General features: G+C 36.9%; 16 protein-coding genes and 1 pseudogene. 5 read left to right on the top strand and 12 right to left on the bottom strand.

All coding sequences use genetic code 11. The features are described from left to right. The first annotated feature begins 387 nt into the window (after positions 1–387). From Q4503_RS07525 to Q4503_RS07515, 3 genes and pseudogenes are all read left to right on the top strand, one after another. Positions 388–597, top strand: a complete 210-nt coding sequence (locus Q4503_RS07525; protein ID WP_303601866.1) for a hypothetical protein — start codon at positions 388–390, stop codon at positions 595–597. 164 nt (positions 598–761) lie between these two features. Beyond that, a pseudogene (locus tag Q4503_RS07520) lies at positions 762–1,575 on the top strand (IS982 family transposase). A 279-nt stretch (positions 1,576–1,854) separates the two neighbouring features. Next, positions 1,855–2,112 (top strand): hypothetical protein, encoded by a 258-nt coding sequence (locus tag Q4503_RS07515; RefSeq protein ID WP_303601865.1) that lies wholly within the window; start codon positions 1,855–1,857, stop codon positions 2,110–2,112. Between the two features lie 463 nt (positions 2,113–2,575). Here Q4503_RS07515 and Q4503_RS07510 read toward each other — a convergent pair whose 3' ends face one another. The 7 genes from Q4503_RS07510 to Q4503_RS07480 all read right to left on the bottom strand — a co-directional run bounded on the left by Q4503_RS07510 (position 2,576) and on the right by Q4503_RS07480 (position 9,605). Continuing rightward, a complete protein-coding gene (locus Q4503_RS07510) occupies positions 2,576–4,393 on the bottom strand; it encodes a sulfatase (protein WP_303601864.1) in 1,818 nt (605 codons plus the stop codon). Between the two features lie 321 nt (positions 4,394–4,714). After that, the gene (locus Q4503_RS07505) at positions 4,715–4,846 is read right to left on the bottom strand and encodes a hypothetical protein (protein WP_303601863.1); all 132 of its coding nucleotides are present in this window, start codon (positions 4,844–4,846) and stop codon (positions 4,715–4,717) included. Next, complete coding sequence (locus Q4503_RS07500) at positions 4,830–5,330, bottom strand: DUF1552 domain-containing protein (protein WP_303601862.1); 501 nt, start codon at positions 5,328–5,330, stop codon at positions 4,830–4,832. The genes Q4503_RS07505 and Q4503_RS07500 overlap by 17 nt, the downstream gene beginning before the upstream one ends. A 34-nt stretch (positions 5,331–5,364) precedes the next feature. Continuing rightward, on the bottom strand, positions 5,365–5,583 hold the full coding sequence (locus Q4503_RS07495; RefSeq protein WP_303601935.1) for a DUF1080 domain-containing protein: 219 nt from the start codon (positions 5,581–5,583) through the stop codon (positions 5,365–5,367). Between the two features lie 59 nt (positions 5,584–5,642). After that, positions 5,643–6,086 (bottom strand): DUF1080 domain-containing protein, encoded by a 444-nt coding sequence (locus Q4503_RS07490; RefSeq protein WP_303601861.1) that lies wholly within the window; start codon positions 6,084–6,086, stop codon positions 5,643–5,645. Then, positions 6,086–8,683: a discoidin domain-containing protein gene (locus Q4503_RS07485; RefSeq protein WP_303601860.1), complete on the bottom strand. Its 2,598-nt coding sequence runs from the start codon at positions 8,681–8,683 to the stop codon at positions 6,086–6,088. The genes Q4503_RS07490 and Q4503_RS07485 overlap by 1 nt, the downstream gene beginning before the upstream one ends. 55 nt (positions 8,684–8,738) lie before the next feature. Next, the gene (locus tag Q4503_RS07480; RefSeq protein ID WP_303601859.1) at positions 8,739–9,605 is read right to left on the bottom strand and encodes a DUF1080 domain-containing protein; all 867 of its coding nucleotides are present in this window, start codon (positions 9,603–9,605) and stop codon (positions 8,739–8,741) included. Positions 9,606–10,046: 441 nt separating this feature from the next. Between Q4503_RS07480 and Q4503_RS07475 the strand changes: the two genes are divergently transcribed. After that, positions 10,047–10,211: a hypothetical protein gene (locus tag Q4503_RS07475; RefSeq protein WP_303601858.1), complete on the top strand. Its 165-nt coding sequence runs from the start codon at positions 10,047–10,049 to the stop codon at positions 10,209–10,211. A gap of 456 nt (positions 10,212–10,667) precedes the next feature. Beyond that, positions 10,668–10,823, top strand: coding sequence for a hypothetical protein (locus Q4503_RS07470; protein ID WP_303601857.1), 156 nt, complete (start codon positions 10,668–10,670; stop codon positions 10,821–10,823). Positions 10,824–11,127: 304 nt separating this feature from the next. Here Q4503_RS07470 and Q4503_RS07465 read toward each other — a convergent pair whose 3' ends face one another. The 5 genes from Q4503_RS07465 to Q4503_RS07445 all read right to left on the bottom strand — a co-directional run bounded on the left by Q4503_RS07465 (position 11,128) and on the right by Q4503_RS07445 (position 19,364). Further along, complete coding sequence (locus Q4503_RS07465; RefSeq protein ID WP_303601856.1) at positions 11,128–11,328, bottom strand: hypothetical protein; 201 nt, start codon at positions 11,326–11,328, stop codon at positions 11,128–11,130. 257 nt (positions 11,329–11,585) lie between these two features. Continuing rightward, entirely contained in the window at positions 11,586–14,261 is a 2,676-nt protein-coding gene (locus Q4503_RS07460; protein ID WP_303601855.1) for a glycoside hydrolase family 95 protein, read from the bottom strand. Between the two features lie 208 nt (positions 14,262–14,469). Then, positions 14,470–15,870 (bottom strand): efflux transporter outer membrane subunit, encoded by a 1,401-nt coding sequence (locus Q4503_RS07455; protein WP_303601854.1) that lies wholly within the window; start codon positions 15,868–15,870, stop codon positions 14,470–14,472. Between the two features lie 75 nt (positions 15,871–15,945). Then, positions 15,946–17,934 carry a MacB family efflux pump subunit gene (locus Q4503_RS07450; protein WP_303601853.1) on the bottom strand — a complete coding sequence of 663 codons (1,989 nt, stop codon included), beginning with the start codon at positions 17,932–17,934 and terminating at the stop codon, positions 15,946–15,948. Between the two features lie 17 nt (positions 17,935–17,951). Next, a complete protein-coding gene (locus Q4503_RS07445) occupies positions 17,952–19,364 on the bottom strand; it encodes an efflux RND transporter periplasmic adaptor subunit (protein ID WP_303601852.1) in 1,413 nt (470 codons plus the stop codon). Positions 19,365–19,718 lie beyond the last annotated feature (354 nt).

Below are 19,718 nucleotides of genomic sequence, written 5' to 3'. Positions count from 1 at the left end.
ATTTATCAAATTAAAGAAATCCCACGATGCATATATATCACCTTTAAAATCTTGGCGTTATTACACTTTTCATGTTAATAGATGGTTACGCTCCTACTTCAACCTTATAGTCCTATAATTGGTATCAGGTAGCTGATCCTAAGAGTAATAATGTTGTAGACGGCGAGGCTCCAACTAACTTTAGCGTAGCTCATAATAAAAATATTTTTTTGGCGTACCGACATACCCAATACCGGCCAAGCTACTGTTATCACCAAAATGATAAGGTGTTTATTATGTCGCATACACCGATAACACAACAGCTCTATCTGTTACGTCAGATACACTTGTTGCATCTGTAAATGCTGGTGGTCAAATAGCCGTATTTTCTCACGATGGTAACGAACAGTGGGTCGTTATTGGGTTCGTTTTGGCCGTAACGGCAATAAACAACAAGAACCATTATTAGTAGACTATAAACTTATTGTATACAAAACATTACGAGATAATTTATTAGCAGAAGACTCACTTACAAATAGTGCTGAATCTTTAGGTAATGGAAAAGACATATGTTCTCATCTGCATGCATTTAATATAAAAGCTGATAATATTGGATAGCCCTATTACGAAACAATATGTAATGCTGTTATTAAATTTCACCGCAACCGCCCTATTACTTAACCTCAGCTCGGGATAAAAACAAACTAAATTGAACTAAGTGCCCGTTCCACGATCCGCTCTTTCGACCAAGAAAAAAAACAGAAAGATAATAAGGAGTGGGCATGAACAAATTAGTTGAAATATTCTGTGATGTCGATGATTTTTGTCGCGTATTTATCCCTCAATGGGAAAAACAATTAATTACAGATGGTAATATAAAACGAAATCGCCCCCTGCCGTATGGCGATGAGTGAGGTTATCACTATCCTTATTTGCTTTTCATACCTCTACTCATTACGACTTTTAGAATTATTATAAAGGTAATATCGCTAAATTTTATCGCTCTCATTTTCCAAGCTTATTGAGTTACACTCGATTTTTAGAAGTGATGCCTAAGGCTATAGTGCGACTATCTAGCTATTTTTCGATACTAAAAGGTGAATCGACAGGTATTGAATTTATTAATTCTACAAGCATTAAAGTATGTCATAACTTAAGAATACCTAGACACAAAACATTTGACGGTATAGCCGCACGCGGCAAAGGAATAATGGGTTGGTTTATGGGTTCAAACTCGACTTTAGTCACGAACTTTAAAGGTGAAATAGTTGATGCTAAATTAACGACAGGCAATATTCACGACACAAAACCTGTATTAGCTAAAAAGCTTAAAGGAAGTTGTATGCTGACAAAGGTTATATCAGTAAAAATTAACAGCCGATTTAAAAGAAAAAGGTGCAGATTTAATAACGACAGTACGTAGTAATATGAAAGCCAGAGCAATGCCATTATGGGATGGAGCCATGTTATCTAGACGGTATATTATCGAAATGTTTGATTAAAGAATATATCTCAAATAGAACATTCTCGTCATCGCAGTCCTAATGGGTTTATGTTGAATTTACTTCAGGATTAGTCACTTATTGTCTTAAATAAAATAAGCCAACCCTTAATATTAATGATGTCGAGAAGAATGCTATGGTTAAGGCTTAACCCGATCTGAGGTTAGTTATCAAACAAATATTATTGTAGGTAATTGTCACTATTTTAGACCTTATCCAGCTGGATATATTGGCCGCGTTAATTTGACCACCCAAGAAGTTGAATTATTACAAGTACCCGTTCAAATAGTACCTCAACCAAATCAAGCAGACGAAACCCGTTAGGATGAAACACTGCCTATTAAATTAGTAAATAACGATGGTTTTATAGCTAATGCTGACAATAAATTATCAGAAAATGGCTGGAGCATATTTCAAGCCCAAACCCCATTCAGTTGCTAACAAAATTTATTTCTCCACAGTAACAGACATGGTTTATGTAATTGATGCAGCCGTAAAGGTGTTTGATGAAAACGCACTACTTGCCATCAATGATCTACGCCCAGCTGAAGAGACTTGGACTTTTTCAAGCTTGTCGTACGATAATGACCAATTATATACTCGTAACTTATTTATTACGTTTACCGATTGAATTTACAGCGCATGGCTGCCGTTGATGCATTATATAGAAGTATTAGCTATTATCACATTTAATCTACCTTTATCGCTATAGTCCCCTAAAATAAGATAAGATATTGAATTTAAATAATTTACCGCTCTTAAAATCATTTAATTAAATGCTATTGAATTATCTGTATATCAAACAAAAATGCGTAATATATATATAATTTATTACGCATATTATATTCAATTTTTATTAACAAGCCCCTTTAATATAGAAATTAGTGCAATTGCATAAATTTAAATAACTTCGTGAGCAAGTTACATAAATATTCCACAAATTAATACAAGAAATGATTAGTAAGGAAACTCAGTTTTTTATCTACAACTCGTGATATAGTTCCAGTCCAATGTAGTCTTCTTCTTAATTTTTAAATCATTTGAACTTTGGTCAACTAAATAGTATTAACTAGCCGTGTACAATTAGCTTTGAACTACTTTACTTTAAAAAGTTCGCTTTTAATCATAAAGTTATTATTGTCGATAAGTACGAACATATATTCAACAACTTCTTTTGGTAGTTTAGCGGTTACTGAAGTTTGTGTATTTTCTTTGGCTTCAATATTAGCGCTTAATTTCACATATCGTTTATCTTTTTTCCCTTTAACTAATACATATGCATGGTGAAGCGGAGTTTTGTTATCGGCTAGTTGAATAGTAGCGATATGTTTTTTAGCGTTATAAACATGATTTTCAATAACTGGTAGTACTTTTTTGTCAGATTCACTAAGGCCTTTATACTGAGGGTTTTTACTCGGGAATTCGGCATTGTTCTGTGTCAAAAGTTCTTCTAGCTTACTTGAAAGCTTAGCAACAATCGTCTCGTAGCCTTTTACACTTGCTAGATCATTTTGCTCCCCAATATCATCCATTTTCCCATTTTTATATAATCTAAATAATGAGTAGCTGTTATCTTTATAATTTTTGTAGAGCTTAAAATCGCCCTCACGTATTGCTGATTGCATTTGTGAGTCTGAGTTGTGTGGAAAGTGCCAAAATAGAAATTCTCTAGGTTTACCCTTTGAATCTGTAACAACTTTGCTCTTGCCATTAAGTACTGGAGTAATATCTAGTCCATTAAGTTTTGACTGTTGCTCTGGTGTTATAGAAGTACCCGTTAAGTCCATAATGGTAGGGAAGTAATCTAACTGACTAACCATTCCATCGAACTGTGAGCCAGATTTAATAGATGGTCCGCTTATTATCATAGGTACACGAACGCCACCTTCTTGCGCATATTTTTTACCTTTATCAAGCGGTGCATTGTCAGTAATAATTTCAGTGCGACGGTCTTCAGCACCTCCGTTATCTGAGGTCATAAAGATATAGGTGGTTTCAATTAATTTTTTACCGAGGTTACGCGGATCATCGGTAGCCTTTAGTAAATCAATCACTCGGCCTAAGCTCCAATCTACAGTAGTTACCATAGCACCGTAATACGGGTTAGTTTGTCCTGGCGTTGTTATATCTGATTTGTCTTTCGGGAAATCAATGCCTAACTTATCAGTATAATATTCCAATAAGTTACGGTTACGGGTAATAATTGGGTAGTGAACCATCCAGTGAGCTAAATACAAGAAGAATGGTTTTTTCTCATTGTTACTGTCGATAACAAACTTTAATGCTTGTTCTGTTACTGGCTGATAAGGATATGGTATACCGTTAGGGTGTTTTTTACTTGTTGGTGGATACAGTTCTTTACCTAACGGAAATTTTTCATCTACACCATAGCCAGAAAAGTCTTTAGAGCGATCATCTAATTGGCTGTGTGCTCCTCGTTTTGTATAAGCAACATCGAAACCTTTTTTAGCACCATGAATATGCCATTTACCTACCTGCGCTGTGCGGTATCCATTCTGCTGTAGTGCTTCGCTAAGGATTATTTCTCCTTCTCCATCTGGCAATGTATTAATAAAGAATGGTGAAATCATTTTCTGAGCTTTGCTCGACTCTGGAAGCCTATTGCCATTAACATGAGTAAAGTGGGTTCTAGCTGGATATTGTCCTGTTAATAAACCTGCACGTGATGGGCCACATGTTGGTGCAGGAGAATAGCCTTGTGTAAACAGCATTCCTGAGTTTGCTAATGCATCCATGTTAGGTGTTTCCCATGGGCTAGGCTTATCTATATTATATATATTAGTATCCTGCCAACCTAAGTCGTCCACGTAAAAAATAATAATATTAGGTTTAAATTCAGCTCTAACCACGCAGCTGAACAGTACACCAATTAATACACTTAATAATTTCATTAATTTAACCTTTCTCTTTCATTTATTAAAAATAGTAACGATTAATACTTTAAAATTTAAATATTCTCTCGCCCCCTAATTTATTAACTAAAACTATCGCGTATTACTTGTATAGCCTATTTATATTCACGATTAATTTATGTAATTCGTTGCACTGGTGTTGCTGGTTTATACTAAAAAGTTAAACCAGCATGTCTGAAACTATATTTTGACTGTTTCCAAAACTATCTGTTTTGACCCCAACACGTTGTAAAATGGTAAGCAGTAAATCATTACACGGTCGTTCTTCTTCAAACTTATGAAAAGCTCCGTGTTTAATTCCTAGGTTTTACCGCCAGCCAAAATTAAAGGATAATTTTTACCTATATGGATTTTACTTGTACCACTTCCATACAACACAATAGTATTATCTAACAAGCTTCCTTCTGCGATTGGATCAGGTGTTTCTGCCATTTTTTGTTAAAAACTCTGATAAACGTTCAGCCATGTATTGATCAAATTTAGCCCTACGCTCCCAACCAACCTCGTCGCGAGCGGCACTGTGTGATTGTTGGTGATGCTGTAATGACAGACCAGCTGCATAAGGTAGTTGATTACCTCTACCTGAACCACCATCAATAGATGTTTGGTACGTTACCACTCGTGTAGAATCTGTAACCAAAGCCATATGAATAAGAATAGGTAACCCTAAAGCAGACCAACGAGACCATGACTTAGAAGAAAACATTAATAGCTCTAAGCTTAAAGCAAGCACAAGTAAGGTAATTGGAAAATGTAAAACTAGTGGGTGAAAACGACCAAAAAAGCGTAATACTCCATCGCCAGATACACCGTTTAGAGGTGAATATATTGTAGCTACTGCAAGCACACTCGCAGCAAGAATTACGCTAAGTAAACCTGTTATAAATAAAAACAACTTTACTGGTTTAGTTTTCATGATGTTTACGAACGCCCTATATGTAACTGAAATTTTATTTTTTATTCAATTCACGAACACGAATATTTTTATAAGCAACCTGCATAACAGTACCGTCGTGTAATTGAAAGCCTATATTACCTTCACGCGACGCTTTAAGCCCTTCATCGATATAGTCCATCACTTTAATACCATTGATCCAATACTCTATGCGCTTACCACCTGCTCGAATGGTCATACGATTCCATTCTTGTGGTGTATAGGTATTTGATATTAAATTTTGGTCAGCAAATATTCGTAACTTTTACGAGAAAACCAATCACCTAGCGTCCCTCAGTAATTACGCTTTTCTGGGGTATGTCTTGCTAAATCAAATTCATAACCAGAAGGTGCTTCGAAAGACTTACTACCGCGAGCACTTTTAAATAAAAACGTATTTACTCTGAAATAAATACCTGAATTACGACGATCGTCACCCGTAAGCTTAACTTCGCAAGTAAATTCAAAATCTTTAAATCGTTGTTCGGTATATAACCACTCAGATGTTGATAGTTTTTTATTACCTGTACTACCAATAATTGCATTGTCTATAACAGACCAATTGGCTGAAGGTACTTTCCAACCACTAAAGTTATTAGCGGTTAAAAGCTCGATAGTATCTTTACCATCGACGGTTGGTTCAGTTGCATCATTACTTTGAAAAGCAAAGTTGACATTAGACAAAAGCAATAAACAAAGCATGAATACGTTAGTTGATACCTTAACAAAACATTTCATTATAAATAGCTACCAAACATGCTAACTTCATGTATACGCCAAGGTTTATTCCCTTTAACTTGGTTGATGATTCTAATAAATTTAGCTTTATGCCCTAAGGTTTGTTCTCTATTCACTTCACCTGCAGTGCGATTAGTAACAACGGTTTTCCATTGATTTCCATCTTCTGAGAATTCAATAGTGTAATGTCGAGAATAAAAAGCAGTCAGTAAAGTAGAGTCAATCACAACCTCTGAAATAATCGCCAATTTAGGCAACTCTATCGTTATAGTATTACCCTTTTGCCTTTTACCTTTTGAACTGAAAAATGGTCGTTCAAATTTATTATCTGTTAATTTTTCAAGATTTAAGTTTGGATGAACGCCAAAATTGGTGGCAACTTTCCATTGTGGTTTATCGGTTAATTCTTTAGCAAATTTATTCTCTAACTCGGCTTGAGTCCACATGCCTGTAGGTGCGTAATTCAACTTTTTAACTGCTGCAACGTCATCTGGCGTTACTATGCTCGCTTCATTACCAAATTCATTACGAATATAAGTTAAAACATTAGCCACGTATTCACTGCCATTTGAGCTAATAGAAGGCATCATGCCGCCTGTATAAGTAACACCATCAATTTCGCCTTGTAAACCATGAGTAACGAGGTTAATAAGTGATGCGGTATTACCGATAACTCTTGGGTTATTATGAAAAGATGGAGCAATTAAATCATTACCCGCATGAGTGCCTTTACCGTCATCACCGTGACAGGTATAACACAAACCTTTGTAAGCTTTTTCGCCTGCTATTACGGCAGCTGCAAGTTTTTGATCGCCTTCAGCGAGTTTTCGACGCTTCTCATTATGAGCAATAAGTTTAGCCATAGACTGCTCTATAGCGATAATGCCTTTTTTATTAGGGTGTGCTTGTTTAGCCGCACTTAATATCGCTGTATGGTTACGACTATTTACATAGTAAGCAGATAAAATAGCTTGTTGAGACACCTCAATGTCTTTATCGCTAGCCAGGGCAAGCCATTTGTCAGCTATGGTGTTATCGCCAGCATAAACTAATTCTTCTGAAATTCGAATGGCTGTAACGCGTACGTCACTGTTTTTACTGTTAAAAAGATCTATTAAAAGGTTTTTGTCGAGTGCACCTAAACCTTCAAGGGTCCATAGGGCATGAATTTGAGCTAAAGGGTTATTATTATTTTGTGCCACTTTTTTAAGTGCTGGCACCAGTTTTTCATCACCACTTAATACCATTAACTTTTGCGCTTCAAGTCGCCACCAATGGTTTTTATGATTTAGGTATTGAACAAGTTGATCTGGCTTTTTAATTAACATTTCAGGTAGTTTACCTAAACTAACGCCATTTTTTTTCACTCGATATAAACGCCCTCGCCCAATCACTTTGTCGAAACCATAATTGTCGATAACACCACGTAAATATGACCCTTCTTGTGTCCAATTACCTTCTTGGATAATGCCTCGGTACATATCTAAAATCATTAACGATCCGTCAGGGGCTGTTGCTGTCCAAACAGGTCTAAAGTTAGCGTCTGTAGACGCGATAAATTCTTTACGCTGACTTTGATACTTATTACTTAGAACGGTGTAACCATCTTCACGAGTTACTTTTGAACGACGTATTAAATTGCCTACTGGCTCTGCAATAATATAATCACCTTGCATGTCATCAAAAGCCCCCCCCATATATACAGACTGCCCACCTCCTCCAGTAAAATGATTTAAGGTATTGTCTGAACGCAGCATTTTTAAGCCACCTTGCACATCGGGGGTCTTATCAAGTGGGAAAACTTCTCTAAAACCTTTTGCTTGTTCTCCTTCAACAGTTACTTGGCTATAAACGCTAGGAGCTTGAAAGGTGAAGGCTGGATCTTGTCCACCAGCAGTTGAATAATATAATCGACCGAGGTGATCTTGTGCTAAGCCCCACTGCCCACCTCCGTATGGAATTTCTTGTGCAATAACGTTACCGTCAACAAATTTATAACGTTTGTTGGTATAGGTGACATATAGCCAGTTATCTAAACCATAAATAAGACCACTGGGTTGGTGCTCTAAATTCCCCCCTCGTTTACCGCCTTGATATATAGTTTCTCTTAAATCAGCAACACCATCACCATTTGTATCTGTTAATAGTAATAGATCTAAGGTATTGGTTTCACGAACAATAATACGGCCATCGTCTAATGTTAAAATCATACGTGGTAAAAGTAGTTTATCGGCAAAAACGGTAAAGCTTTCAAAAAGGCCATCGCCATCTTTATCTTCTAAACGTTTAATTTGGCTAATTGAGTTAAACGTACCGCTGCCATCAACGTCTAACATATAAGTAAGCATCTCGGCTACGTAGATGCGTCCATTACCATCAAAGGCCATAGTTACAGGCTCTTCAATTAATGGTTCAGCAGCAACAATCTCCATGGAGTAACCATCTTGAACAACCATGGTTTTAAGGCTTTCTTCTGGTGACATTGGTAGAATGGTTTCATGCAATTTAGGATCATAATCCTTAGCTGATACCCCTAAACAAAAAAAGCTAGATGTTAGTATTAAAGCAACTAAAGTCTCTGATGATTTAAAAAACATGATTTACCTTTTAATTATTTTAATTTTAGCACTTACAACATGGATATCGAAAAAATTATTTCAAAAAAGTTTCAAGCAGAATGCTATGTTCAAATTCTTTAATTTCTATATCGCGATAAAATATTTCGGCTGTTTCTGACTGAAAACCAATAATACCTTCGCTTGGTTTTAAGTGAGTAGCCATGTTAACAATATCGCCATTAAGCTTATGGATAGTGTATTCATCACCCATAACGATAATTTCAACCTTATTCCATTTATCGTTTAAACCATTAAAGTTTTTGGTGTCTGCTGCTAAATGAAACCAACCTTCAACTTTAGTTTCTTTACCACCTTTATTAGGATGTAAAAACGATTCTCCATGCCCTTTACCTTTAGGCTTTTTATTTTTTAATGTATTTTTGCCATCAGGAAACCATAAATAATCGATACTTTTTGGACGAATTAAATCCCCTGAATGATTACGACCCGTTAAATGGTTATATCTAAGTTGATATTCTATGCCTAGAGGAAATACATCGTCTTTAGTAACATGATAATAAACACCAGCATCGTATTGCCATTGCTTAAAGTTATTGGCAATTCGGCTTCCCCATTTATATTCAAACCTTAGAATATACTTACTGTATTTCTTCTTAGTAAAGAATAAGCCATGCGTATCATTTTCACCGGTGTCTACTTTATATTCTTGTGGAAATTCATCATTAAAAACATGGATCATTTCATCTTCAATAGCAAAAACTTTTTTTGCCATTTCTTCGTCACCACTGCGTATTTTTAAATAAAGTCCGTCAAAGTTTTCACCATTAAATAGTGGTTTAAAACCATCATCATTTGTAGAAGAAGTAGTTTCAGATTCCGCAAGTGGTGCCATTGGTAAACTCAAAATGACACCAATAATGTAACCTATATAATTTTTCACAAATATTCACTCTTAGTTCAAGTAATTGTAAAAACACAAAGTCGGCTATTTATCTATTAGAATCACCAATAAAACAATTGTTTTTTATATTTAAAATGACACTTTATAATAAAAATATGAAAAACACCATATATAATCAACAAAAAAGAAAATATTAACTGACCGCTAACATTTTTAATAACTAAATATAAAAGCTAAACAAAGCAACATATCATAAAAATCTATCTATAAATCAAATTTATAGTAATTAATAACTAGGTATTTATAGCATCTTACAAAATTAACAAAATACAAGTATTTAAATACCCTAGAGGTTAAATTGCTCATGAAGCTTATGTCACTTTTGCTGGGCAGCAGTCAAACACTACGACCGACAAAAATGGTAACTGGCAACTAAAATTACTGCCGAAAAAAGCAAGCTTCACACCACGGACTATGACGGTGCCATCAAACACCGAGCAACAAATCGTATTAGATGATATTTTGCTTGGTGAAGTTTGGATTCATGCTGGTCAGTCGAATATCGCGTTTAAAGTTAATGCCATTCTTGAAGTACGATCATTATTGCCCTTTGCAAAGAATATTCGAAGTTTTCAGGTTGGCTGAACCGTTAGTTTTAAAGAATAATATGAAATAGGAGGTACGTAGTAAAGTAAAGCCCCAACCAGTGTTGTTGCGTTCTCGTTTGCATTTTTATGAAAGCGCTGAGTGAAACACCTGTAGGCATAATACATACCTCTTGAGAAAACTATTCAATCGAAGCTTGGATTCCCAGAAACATGACAACTACCTAACCTTATTTTAATAAGATAATACAGGCATTCGATGAAGATATTGCAACCCAAAATTGTATTTCTGAAATTTTAGCCAAAGAAAATGGCTAGTCGAGAAAAGATGATATATTCCTGTGACTTCAGCTTATTATTTTTATACAACGCTATGATGAAACCATTAGCACCTTTCACAGTACGAGGCTTGGTGTGCGCAATTCTCGTTACTTGGCTGGTGTACCAACAGTCACTAGTGAAAATTAGTTTCATCACGTCGCAGTAATACGGTAAAGTGTTAACTGAATGGGTCCTTCGCTCCCCTAAAGAGTGGCAAAATGACGCAATGAATTTTATAGCGGTAATGTTACCGAGTTATGGCAAAGGTACCGTTAAACAAGTCCAAGTAGATCCAAAAAGCTCAACACCCGAATATTTTACATGGATATAAGATTTACAATTAAAAATCCTGAAAATTCCTCATATTAATGTAGTGAATACTATCGATCTCGGTGATATAGGTACTAAGATAAATTACCTATTGGTCAAAGATTGGCACTACGAGCGACCAAATTTACACTATAAGAGGATATTGTAGCAGAAGAACCATTTATGAAGAAATTTGAAATTAAAAGTGATATTATTGTGGTCTATTTTAACAATGCTAACGGTTTAAGAACGAGCTATTTAAAAGTACCTAGCTCCTTATGATTATCATAAAAGCCGGGAGAATGGAAACCTGCAGAAGCAATAATTCAAGGATAAATAGTCATAATACGTTTCTCGAGATTAGCCAGTCGCCGGCGGATGTCCAATATCCTATTTAAAGGTTGAATGCCAAGTATTTTATCTTCTTCTGAGCGATTCCATAGCCCTAACTTTACTTTTATAAAAAGCTCAATGTCGAACTTAGCATCGATATCACCACCACGATTTTGTGAATCATTATCATCCAAAGTTAGCTTTCCTTGCTTAGTTAGCATTGTTTGAACGACTAAATCATTTGCGGTTATCTAACTAATATAAAAACAAAAGCTAACTATATCGATAAAAATCAAGCGAGGAAAATGATAATAGAATCTTATTTTGAGATATCCGTAAATTTAAAAAGTCATCTATTAAATTTATTAGATGCTATTTTTAATAGTATCTCGAATAGTAACCTTTATAGATTTATTTTAAATAACCAAGACTTACGTTAGCTTCTTATGTTTTATGGCAATAACCAAACAGCCGTAGTACCAGCACGACTTTCTCGCCCATCGGCTCTTACCGCTGTTACTTTGAGTGTTACTTGTTTAGCTTGTATTAGATCAGACGGCTTATAGTCAAAACCGACTCCTTTAACATCTGAGGCAATCAACTGGTAATCAGGAGCATTACCAACGGCACGATAAACATTATAAGTCTGAGCATCAGCACTGGCAGTCCAAGCAAGAGCAACTTGTTCTCTTTTACTCGCTTGCGTGACCTTAAGTTCTGATGGTGCGCTAACCTGCGTAAATGAAGGAATATTCGTTACAACATAAGTTTGACCTTTAGTTGAGTTAATACTTAGCTTATCGGTGCCTTTAGCAGTAAAGTTTACTTTTTTCCCATCTAGCGTTTTAATTACCGCTTTTGCAACATTTGGGTATCTTATTTCTAATAATCCCCCTGCTTTAGAAACAACGTTTAGGTGGTTTAGCTGGCTATTCGCCCACTTGGCAGAAACTTCAAAATTACCTCGAGCAAGCAAGCCATTGTAGCTACCTGTCGCCCATGCTGCTGGTATTGCAACTAATGGAGAGATCACATGGTCTTGGCTTTGTAATAACATTTCAGCAACGCCTGCAGTAACACCATAGTTACCATCTGCTTGGAATAGTGGGTCACCACGGTGATCATTAAACAAGTTATGCATTAAATTCCCACCAAGGAAATCCTTGTAATAAGCATAAGCTTCTTCACCGTCGTGAATTCGCGCTAACATAGCGATACGCTCAGCACGTGCCCAGCCAATATTTGATACGCGAGTACGTTTGGTAAGGCTTACTTGTGCTGCATCTAGCCAAGCGGGTGTTTTATCATTCACTAACTGACCAGGATATAAACCAAGCACCATTGAGGCATGTCTGTGATGCGGATCATAATTATCTATATCACCGTAAAACTCTTCTTGACGAAACTCTTTAATGTGGCCTGATTTACCGATTTGAATAGGGGTTAACAGTGGTAATTGATGTTCATAAAGTGCTAATCGACTGTCTGAGCGACCAAGTAATTCTGCGGCTGTTAAGGTATTGTGATGATTTTCATAAAACATCTGTTGGTCGAAAGTAGTACCGATGGTATTACGAATTTTTTGCTCTGGTGACGAAGAAGGTTTCGCTAATAAAGCACCATCAATATCTTGTACAAAGCGTGAGGTAAAGTTAGCTTGTTGATACATAATTGGATAAACAGTTTCCGCTAAAAGTTGCTCGTCTCGGGTAAAGTCGTAATAATCCCAAAACATTTGCGCTATCCAAGCACCAGTACCAAAACCAGCTACTTTTGATTTACCAGGAACTGAATAAGGATTTGTCCAGAAAGGACCTGACCAACCATTATCACCGTTTGCATCAAGTTGCGATGGATTAAACTCTTTAATGTACTGGTTAGCGTATAACGCTTGTCTTGGCATATAAGACTTAAAGTATTCTACGTAAGACTCAAACAACTCTGGCATGTTCGCTGAAAATACTGGTGCATAGGCCATTTGTACGTTGGTATCATGTAAGTACTGAGATGACCATGGTGGCTTATCATATACGTTCCAAATACCCTGAAGATGAGGTGGAAGTGTGCCCGCTCGTGAAGAGCAAATTAACATATAACGGCCAAATTGAAAGGCAAGTTCCTCAAGATAAAGGCTTGATTTACCCTCTGGGTAAGCATCCACTAACTTGTCTGTCGTAACCGTAGGTAAGATAGCTCCAAAGTCGACATTAACACGATTGAACAAAGCTAAATAATCCGCTTGATGATTAGCTAATAATTGCTCGTAAGACTTGGCAGCCGCGTCAGCGATATAACCGGTTACTTTATCGTGAGGATGGGCAAAACCATCAAGTTTTTTACTATCATTTTCAGTTAAAAACACTTGAGAATCGAATTGGTAATTGGTTCCAACCGCGATCAAGATAACTGCACTGTCAGCATTTGAGACCGAAATACTGCCTTGTGATTTACTAGTAGCGGCTTTCATTGTGCCACCCACAGGAATGACCTTGAATTGACCTTCAAACTGAATATTGTAGTGCTTCATTACACCCGTAAGTGTAACTGAGTCGTCCTTAGCTGAAACCTCGCCTGATTTCCCTTTATTTAAAAATGGAATAGTCGGACGCAGGGTAAACGACAAAGCACCCGCTTTAGATGAGCTTAAACGGATAGCCATCACCTTATCAGGGTAACTAGTGAAATATTCTCTTGAGTACTTAACACCGTCATGCTGATAATTTACGTATGAGGTACCGGCATTAAGGTTTAGTCCACGTTCGTAGTTGCTGGTTTTATCATGACCAAAGTCAAGATAAACTTCGGCAAAATTGTTCAATCCTGTACGGCGCAGCCCTTTAGGACCAACGGCTTCATACAGGCTGTTTTCAGTGATTTGAATTCTTTCAGTTTTAGCCCCCCCGAATAAATTAATGCCCATATAGCCATTACCCATCGGAATAGAGTTATTCACCCAGCCTTGATTGTTGTCTGGCGCTGCTTCGTCATACCAAAGCTTCAGCGGCTTAGACAATGCTTTCGAAGCGACAACAGACTTAACTTCTGTCGCTGACGCCTCAGTTATAAAGTACATGCTCGCCAGTGCTGTCACAACCAAAGCAGTTGACATTAAATTTCGTATGAACATTATTTCTCCAAAAAATACTTTCAGGCCAATAGGCCAAAGCGTTACGATATTTAGTTAACTATGATTTAAGTAAGCTTAACTCTTTAAAGACTACTATACATAAAAAGTAATAGAAAGTTTTTTATATATAAAAACGCATCTTGTAATGTAAGAAATTAGACATTGTGAATCTTTATGGATTGGATTTTGTAGTGCCTGATAACTCAAGCTATTCAACCATTAGTAATTCTTTTTCCCAACCACCGCCTAAGGTTTGATAAAAAGCCACCATAGCATTTAAGCGTGAGAGTTTATTCCTTAAACGATTGTCTCTTGCTGTATACAATGCTTGTTGAGTCGTCAATAACGTCTGAAAATTTTGGACTCCTTCTCGATACATAACTTCTGAAATACGAAAAGCCTCCGTGGCATGCTCCAAATCTTTTTTAGCGGTTTCGGCTTGCGAATCTAGTAACCTAATATTGCCCAAAGCAACATCTACATCATTAAATGCTTTTAAAACGACTTTACGATAAGTTAATAAATTATTTTCGAGTGTTAAACGACTATTTTCTTCATTTCTAAAACGGGATCCGTTATCAAATATTGTTTGAATTAAATTAGCCGTAATTGATATAGGATTAGGATTCTTTAAAAGGTTTGTTAATGAACTATCCGCTGAGTTACTACTGGCTGTTAAAGAGATTGAAGGTAAAAAAGCCAATCTGGCTAAATCAACATTCGCTTTAGCACTACGTAGATTAGCTTCAGCTTCTACTATATCAGGTCGCCTCACTAAAAGTTCGGAAGGTATACCTGGCTGAACTTTAGGAACCACAATATCTTGCAATGTTGTGGCTTTAAGATCAAAATTTTGTACTGTTCGCCCTAATAGCAAAGCTAATGAAGACTTTGAAGCAAGCTCACTTTGTTTTAAGTTTTCAATCGTATTAATACGCTGTTGAACAGCAAGCTTTTGCTGTAAAGCATCAACAGCAGTTGTTACTCCCTCATTAACTTTAGATTGAGTAATACGTGCGATTTTTTGAGCACTTGCTAAGTTTTGTTCAGCTGTTTTTATTTGATCACGAATAAACATTAATTGAAAATAAGTATTAGTCGCTGTACTTAACGTACTTAAAACAGTATCAGCAGCGGAAGCTTGAGCAGAATCATAATTAGCTAAAGCGAATTGATGCTCTGAATACTTATTTAAAATGTTTGTGTAAGTAAGTGAACCATTAAGTGTAAAGCTATTACTACTATTAGTGGTTCCTGAACCAATTCCAGTTATAGAGCCATTATTACCAATATTTAGACTTGGGGTTGGCCAAAGATCAAAACCTGCATCGATCATTGTTAATTGAGCTCGGCGTAGGTTATTAGAATTTATCGCTAAATCTAGGTTACTTTTTTCAATCTTACCCACTAAATCGATCAGCTCTTCGCTTTCAAATTGTACCCACCAATTACGCTCTGGCCATACTGAAGATCCTTCAGAAATTGGACTCTGCCAATTTGTAGGAATATCAGTATCGGGTAATTTAGTATTCAACGGTGCGCAAGCAGCGATAGTTGTTAAGCTAAATACTAAAACTATAATTTTATTAATTGTTGCAAACTGCTGCATATTATTATTCCTATCAATCGACTATATTACTGGAGCGATTATTTATTAATTTTTTACTTACTAAGTATTCAATTTTTAGTCACTAGCAAGTGCAACAACAGGATCTAGTTTTGCAGCTTTACGAGCTGGAGCATAACCAAAAATTAATCCTGTAGCCGCAGCACAACTAAAAGCAAGAATCATCGGCTCTGCTGTAAATTTAACCGTTGTCCCTAACAAACTAATAAGCTGGCCAGCACCAATACCCAATGCAACACCTAACATGCCACCAATAGCAGTAACGACAATCGCCTCAGCTAAAAATTGCTGGAGTATATCTCGCTGCCTAGCTCCTGTGGCCATACGAACACCTATTTCTCGTGTTCGTTCGGTTACCGACACCAGCATAATATTCATTACACCAATACCACCAACTAATAGTGAAATAGCGGCAACAGAGCCTAACAAAATAGTAAAGGTTTTCTGTGATTCTGAAACATTTTCAATTAACTCTGCGCTATTAAAAACACGAAAATCTTCGGTGCCATGTCGTTCGATTAAAAACGCGGTTAATTCAGCTTCGGTATTACTAATTAAATTAGTATCTTCTACTGCGACTGTCATGGAAGATAAATAGGTTTGTCCAGACAAACGTAATCCAACAGTTTTTAACGGCGCATAAATAATGTCATCTTGATCTCGTCCACCAAAGCCAGAAGACCCCTTTGATGTCAGTACACCAATCACTTGAAAAGGGATGCTTTTTATTAAAATATATTCACCAATAATATTGCCGCCATCAGGTAATAGATTTTCGACAACGGTTTGCCCCAAAACCGCAACTGGTGCGTACTCTTCACTATCTGCTTCTGTAAAAAAGACCCCTTCAGCTAAAGGCCATCCCCTTGCTTCAGGTAAGTTTTCGCCCGTACCAGTAACCGTTGTTTGATAGTCAAGATTACCAAAACGTACTGTTCCATTAGAACGAATTTCTGGTAAAACGTATTGCACATTACTAATACTATCAGGCACTAATTTAGCATCCTCAATACTTAAAGTAGCTGAAGCTCCTCCTCGCCGTCCCGATCGACCTCTGTTCTGCGGACTAATTGTTAACATGTTAACTCCAAGGGAACTGATGCGGTCAAGAACATCTTGCTGCGCGCCTTCACCAATAGCTAACATTGCTACAACAGAAGCAACACCAATAACAATACCTAACAAGGTTAGTACAGTACGAAATACATTAGCCTTTAATGAGCGTAAGCCCATTAACAATGCTTCAGTAAAACCTGAGATTAAACCTTTTGAGCTATTACCCTCATTCATTTTATTTAAATCGACTTGGCTATTGATATTCGCTTTAACATCGTTTGGTTTATAGCCAGTATCACTAAGCACTTCTCCATCACGAAATTCAATAACACGGTCAGCATGAGCCGCAACATTAGCATCATGAGTAATTAAGATGACGGTATGACCAAGGCGAGCTAACTCTTCCAATAGCTCCATAACTTCTTTTCCACTCTGGCTATCAAGCGCACCTGTGGGTTCATCGGCAAGAATAACTTTACCGCCATTCATTAATGCCCGCGCTATAGAAACTCGCTGTTGCTGCCCACCAGAAAGCTGACTAGGACGATGATCCATACGATCACCCAACCCTAATTTTGTTAATAACTCACTGGCGCGCTCTTTACGGTCTATATGCGATAAACCTGCATAAATAGCTGGCACTTCTACATTTTCTTCTGCGGTTGCTGTAGATAACAAATTGTATTGTTGAAAAACAAAACCAAATGCTTCTCGTCGTAGCCAAGCTAAACCATCAGCATCAAAAGATTTAATGTCTTTTCCTGAAAAACGATAACTACCTGATGTTGGACGATCTAAACAACCTAATACATTCATCAACGTTGATTTACCGGATCCTGACTGACCTATAATCGCTAAAAACTCACCAGGATAAATAGAAAAGGACACCCCTCTCAAAGCATGAACTTCAACACCACCACCCGTAACAAAGGTACGTTGAATATTTTCAAGCTCTATTAAAGGCTGTTCTAAATTTTCAGTATTTTGCATAGCATTCACCGTGTAGATCAAATACCGCGAGGGATACGTTGATTATTTTTTCTTTCGTCTTTAGCTCCACTAGGAGAGTTATGCTGGATAATCCCTGAAACAACGCGATCGCCTTCACTTAATCCTGATATCACTTCTGCTGAAACACGACTTACGACACCGATTTTTACTTCAACCGTTTCATAAACACCTTCAGAGACTTCACGCTGAACAGTAGCACGTCGTGGTTTAGAACCATCAAAAACTGCGGGGTTATCAGTACTTTCTCCTTTACGACCTCGGCCTTTTCCATCTTTCTTCCCGCCTCCTTTACCGCTAGATCGCGCGGCTCTCATTTCTGCACGTTGTTCATCGGTCATATTAGCTCTTCGATCTTTAGCTGAATCCCCTCCTGCAATTTTTGGTTTATTAGGGCTGCTTCCATCATTAACATAAGTTAAGGCTCCAACAGGAACGGATATGACATTACGAGCAGAAGAAGTCACAAAGAATACTTGTGCTGTCATCTGCGATAAAAGCGCATTATCGCTGTTATCAATATCAAACAGAACAGTGTAAAGGACTACGTTATTAGAGATAGTTGGGGTTGGTAAAATTTGTCTTATATGGCTTTTCCAACGACGTTTTCCACCACCCAAGGTAGAAAAATATACAGGCATATTCTTTTTAAGTTTACCAATGTCAGCTTCTGACACTTCTGCTTCTACTGTCATTACTGTTAAGTCGGCAATGGTTAAAATAGTTGGCGCTTGCTGATTAGCATTTAACGTTTGCCCTTCTTTAGCTGCAATAGTTACCACAGTACCATTCATAGGTGCATAGATTTTTGTATAACCTAACTCAGCTTCCTGGCTACTTAAACCAGCTTCGCTCTGAGCAATTTGAGATTTTAACTGTAGTAACGAAGATTGTGCTTCTATCAAAGCATTTTGTGCATTGTCGTAATCTTGCTCGCTGGTTGCTTTTTCTTTAATCATACGACCCTGTCTGTCGGCCGTTAGCTTGGCTAACTTAAGTTTTGATTCTCGGCTCGACTGTTGAGATTCTAAAGCATTAAGGCTAGCTCGTGAGGCGTTAACTTGAGCAAGTTGTACCGTTGCATCAATTTCTGCAAGTAACAGTCCTTTTGTGACAAGGTCACCAATTTCAACTGCTATTGTATCTAACTGCCCTGAAACCTGAGCGCCGATATCAACCCAATCTTTAGACGTTAAGCTACCCGCTGCGGTAACCGTGTTTTCAATATCACCGCGAGTAACTACACTTAACCTCGGCTCAGAGGTCACTTTGTTGCTTGTTGTAGGTATCAAAAAGTAATATGTCACAGCAACGATGAGCAATAATAAAACTCCCCACCAACGAAGACGAACAAAAAACGCAGTTAGCGCAGCAAATGAAGATTTAGATTTGGTTGGTGCTGTGTTGGCCATATACTAATTTCCAGAAAATTAAAATGATAAATAACACGATTTATTTATATAAACTTATACATCAAATAAACTGTATTACAAATACAGTGATTATTCTTTATTCTTTACATAACTTTATAAAACTATTTTAATCAAGATGATATGAGTAACACAAAAAATAATTAACGACACTATTTTCACTCATAAAACTCTATCGAAATCATGAGGTTTTTAATTGCTCTGACTTAAGTAGTAATTAATACTTATTAGTCATTGTTCGGGTGTGTATTTACTAATAAACCTCAGATCGGGTTAAGCCCTAACCATAGCATTCTTCTCTACGTCATTAATATTAAGGGTTGGCTTATTTTCTTT

The organism is Colwellia sp. 6_MG-2023, assembly GCF_030547765.1.
Classification (GTDB): Bacteria; Pseudomonadota; Gammaproteobacteria; order Enterobacterales; family Alteromonadaceae; genus Colwellia.
The sequence above is the reverse complement of the archived record's forward strand: the minus strand, read 5'-3'. Positions and strand labels throughout refer to the sequence as shown.

Bases quoted from the DNA above. Each gene is read 5' to 3' on its own strand.
- Q4503_RS07460 (WP_303601855.1), bottom strand. From the start codon at position 14,261: ATGTTCATACGAAATTTAATGTCAACTGCTTTGGTTGTGACAGCACTG.
- Q4503_RS07455 (WP_303601854.1), bottom strand. From the start codon at position 15,870: ATGCAGCAGTTTGCAACAATTAATAAAATTATAGTTTTAGTATTTAGC.
- Q4503_RS07505 (WP_303601863.1), bottom strand. From the start codon at position 4,846: ATGGCAGAAACACCTGATCCAATCGCAGAAGGAAGCTTGTTAGATAAT.
- Q4503_RS07500 (WP_303601862.1), bottom strand. From the start codon at position 5,330: ATGAAAACTAAACCAGTAAAGTTGTTTTTATTTATAACAGGTTTACTT.
- Q4503_RS07485 (WP_303601860.1), bottom strand. From the start codon at position 8,683: ATGTTTTTTAAATCATCAGAGACTTTAGTTGCTTTAATACTAACATCT.
- Q4503_RS07510 (WP_303601864.1), bottom strand. From the start codon at position 4,393: ATGAAATTATTAAGTGTATTAATTGGTGTACTGTTCAGCTGCGTGGTT.
- Q4503_RS07450 (WP_303601853.1), bottom strand. From the start codon at position 17,934: ATGCAAAATACTGAAAATTTAGAACAGCCTTTAATAGAGCTTGAAAAT.
- Q4503_RS07445 (WP_303601852.1), bottom strand. From the start codon at position 19,364: ATGGCCAACACAGCACCAACCAAATCTAAATCTTCATTTGCTGCGCTA.
- Q4503_RS07490 (WP_303601861.1), bottom strand. From the start codon at position 6,086: ATGAAATGTTTTGTTAAGGTATCAACTAACGTATTCATGCTTTGTTTA.
- Q4503_RS07515 (WP_303601865.1), top strand. From the start codon at position 1,855: ATGCTGACAATAAATTATCAGAAAATGGCTGGAGCATATTTCAAGCCC.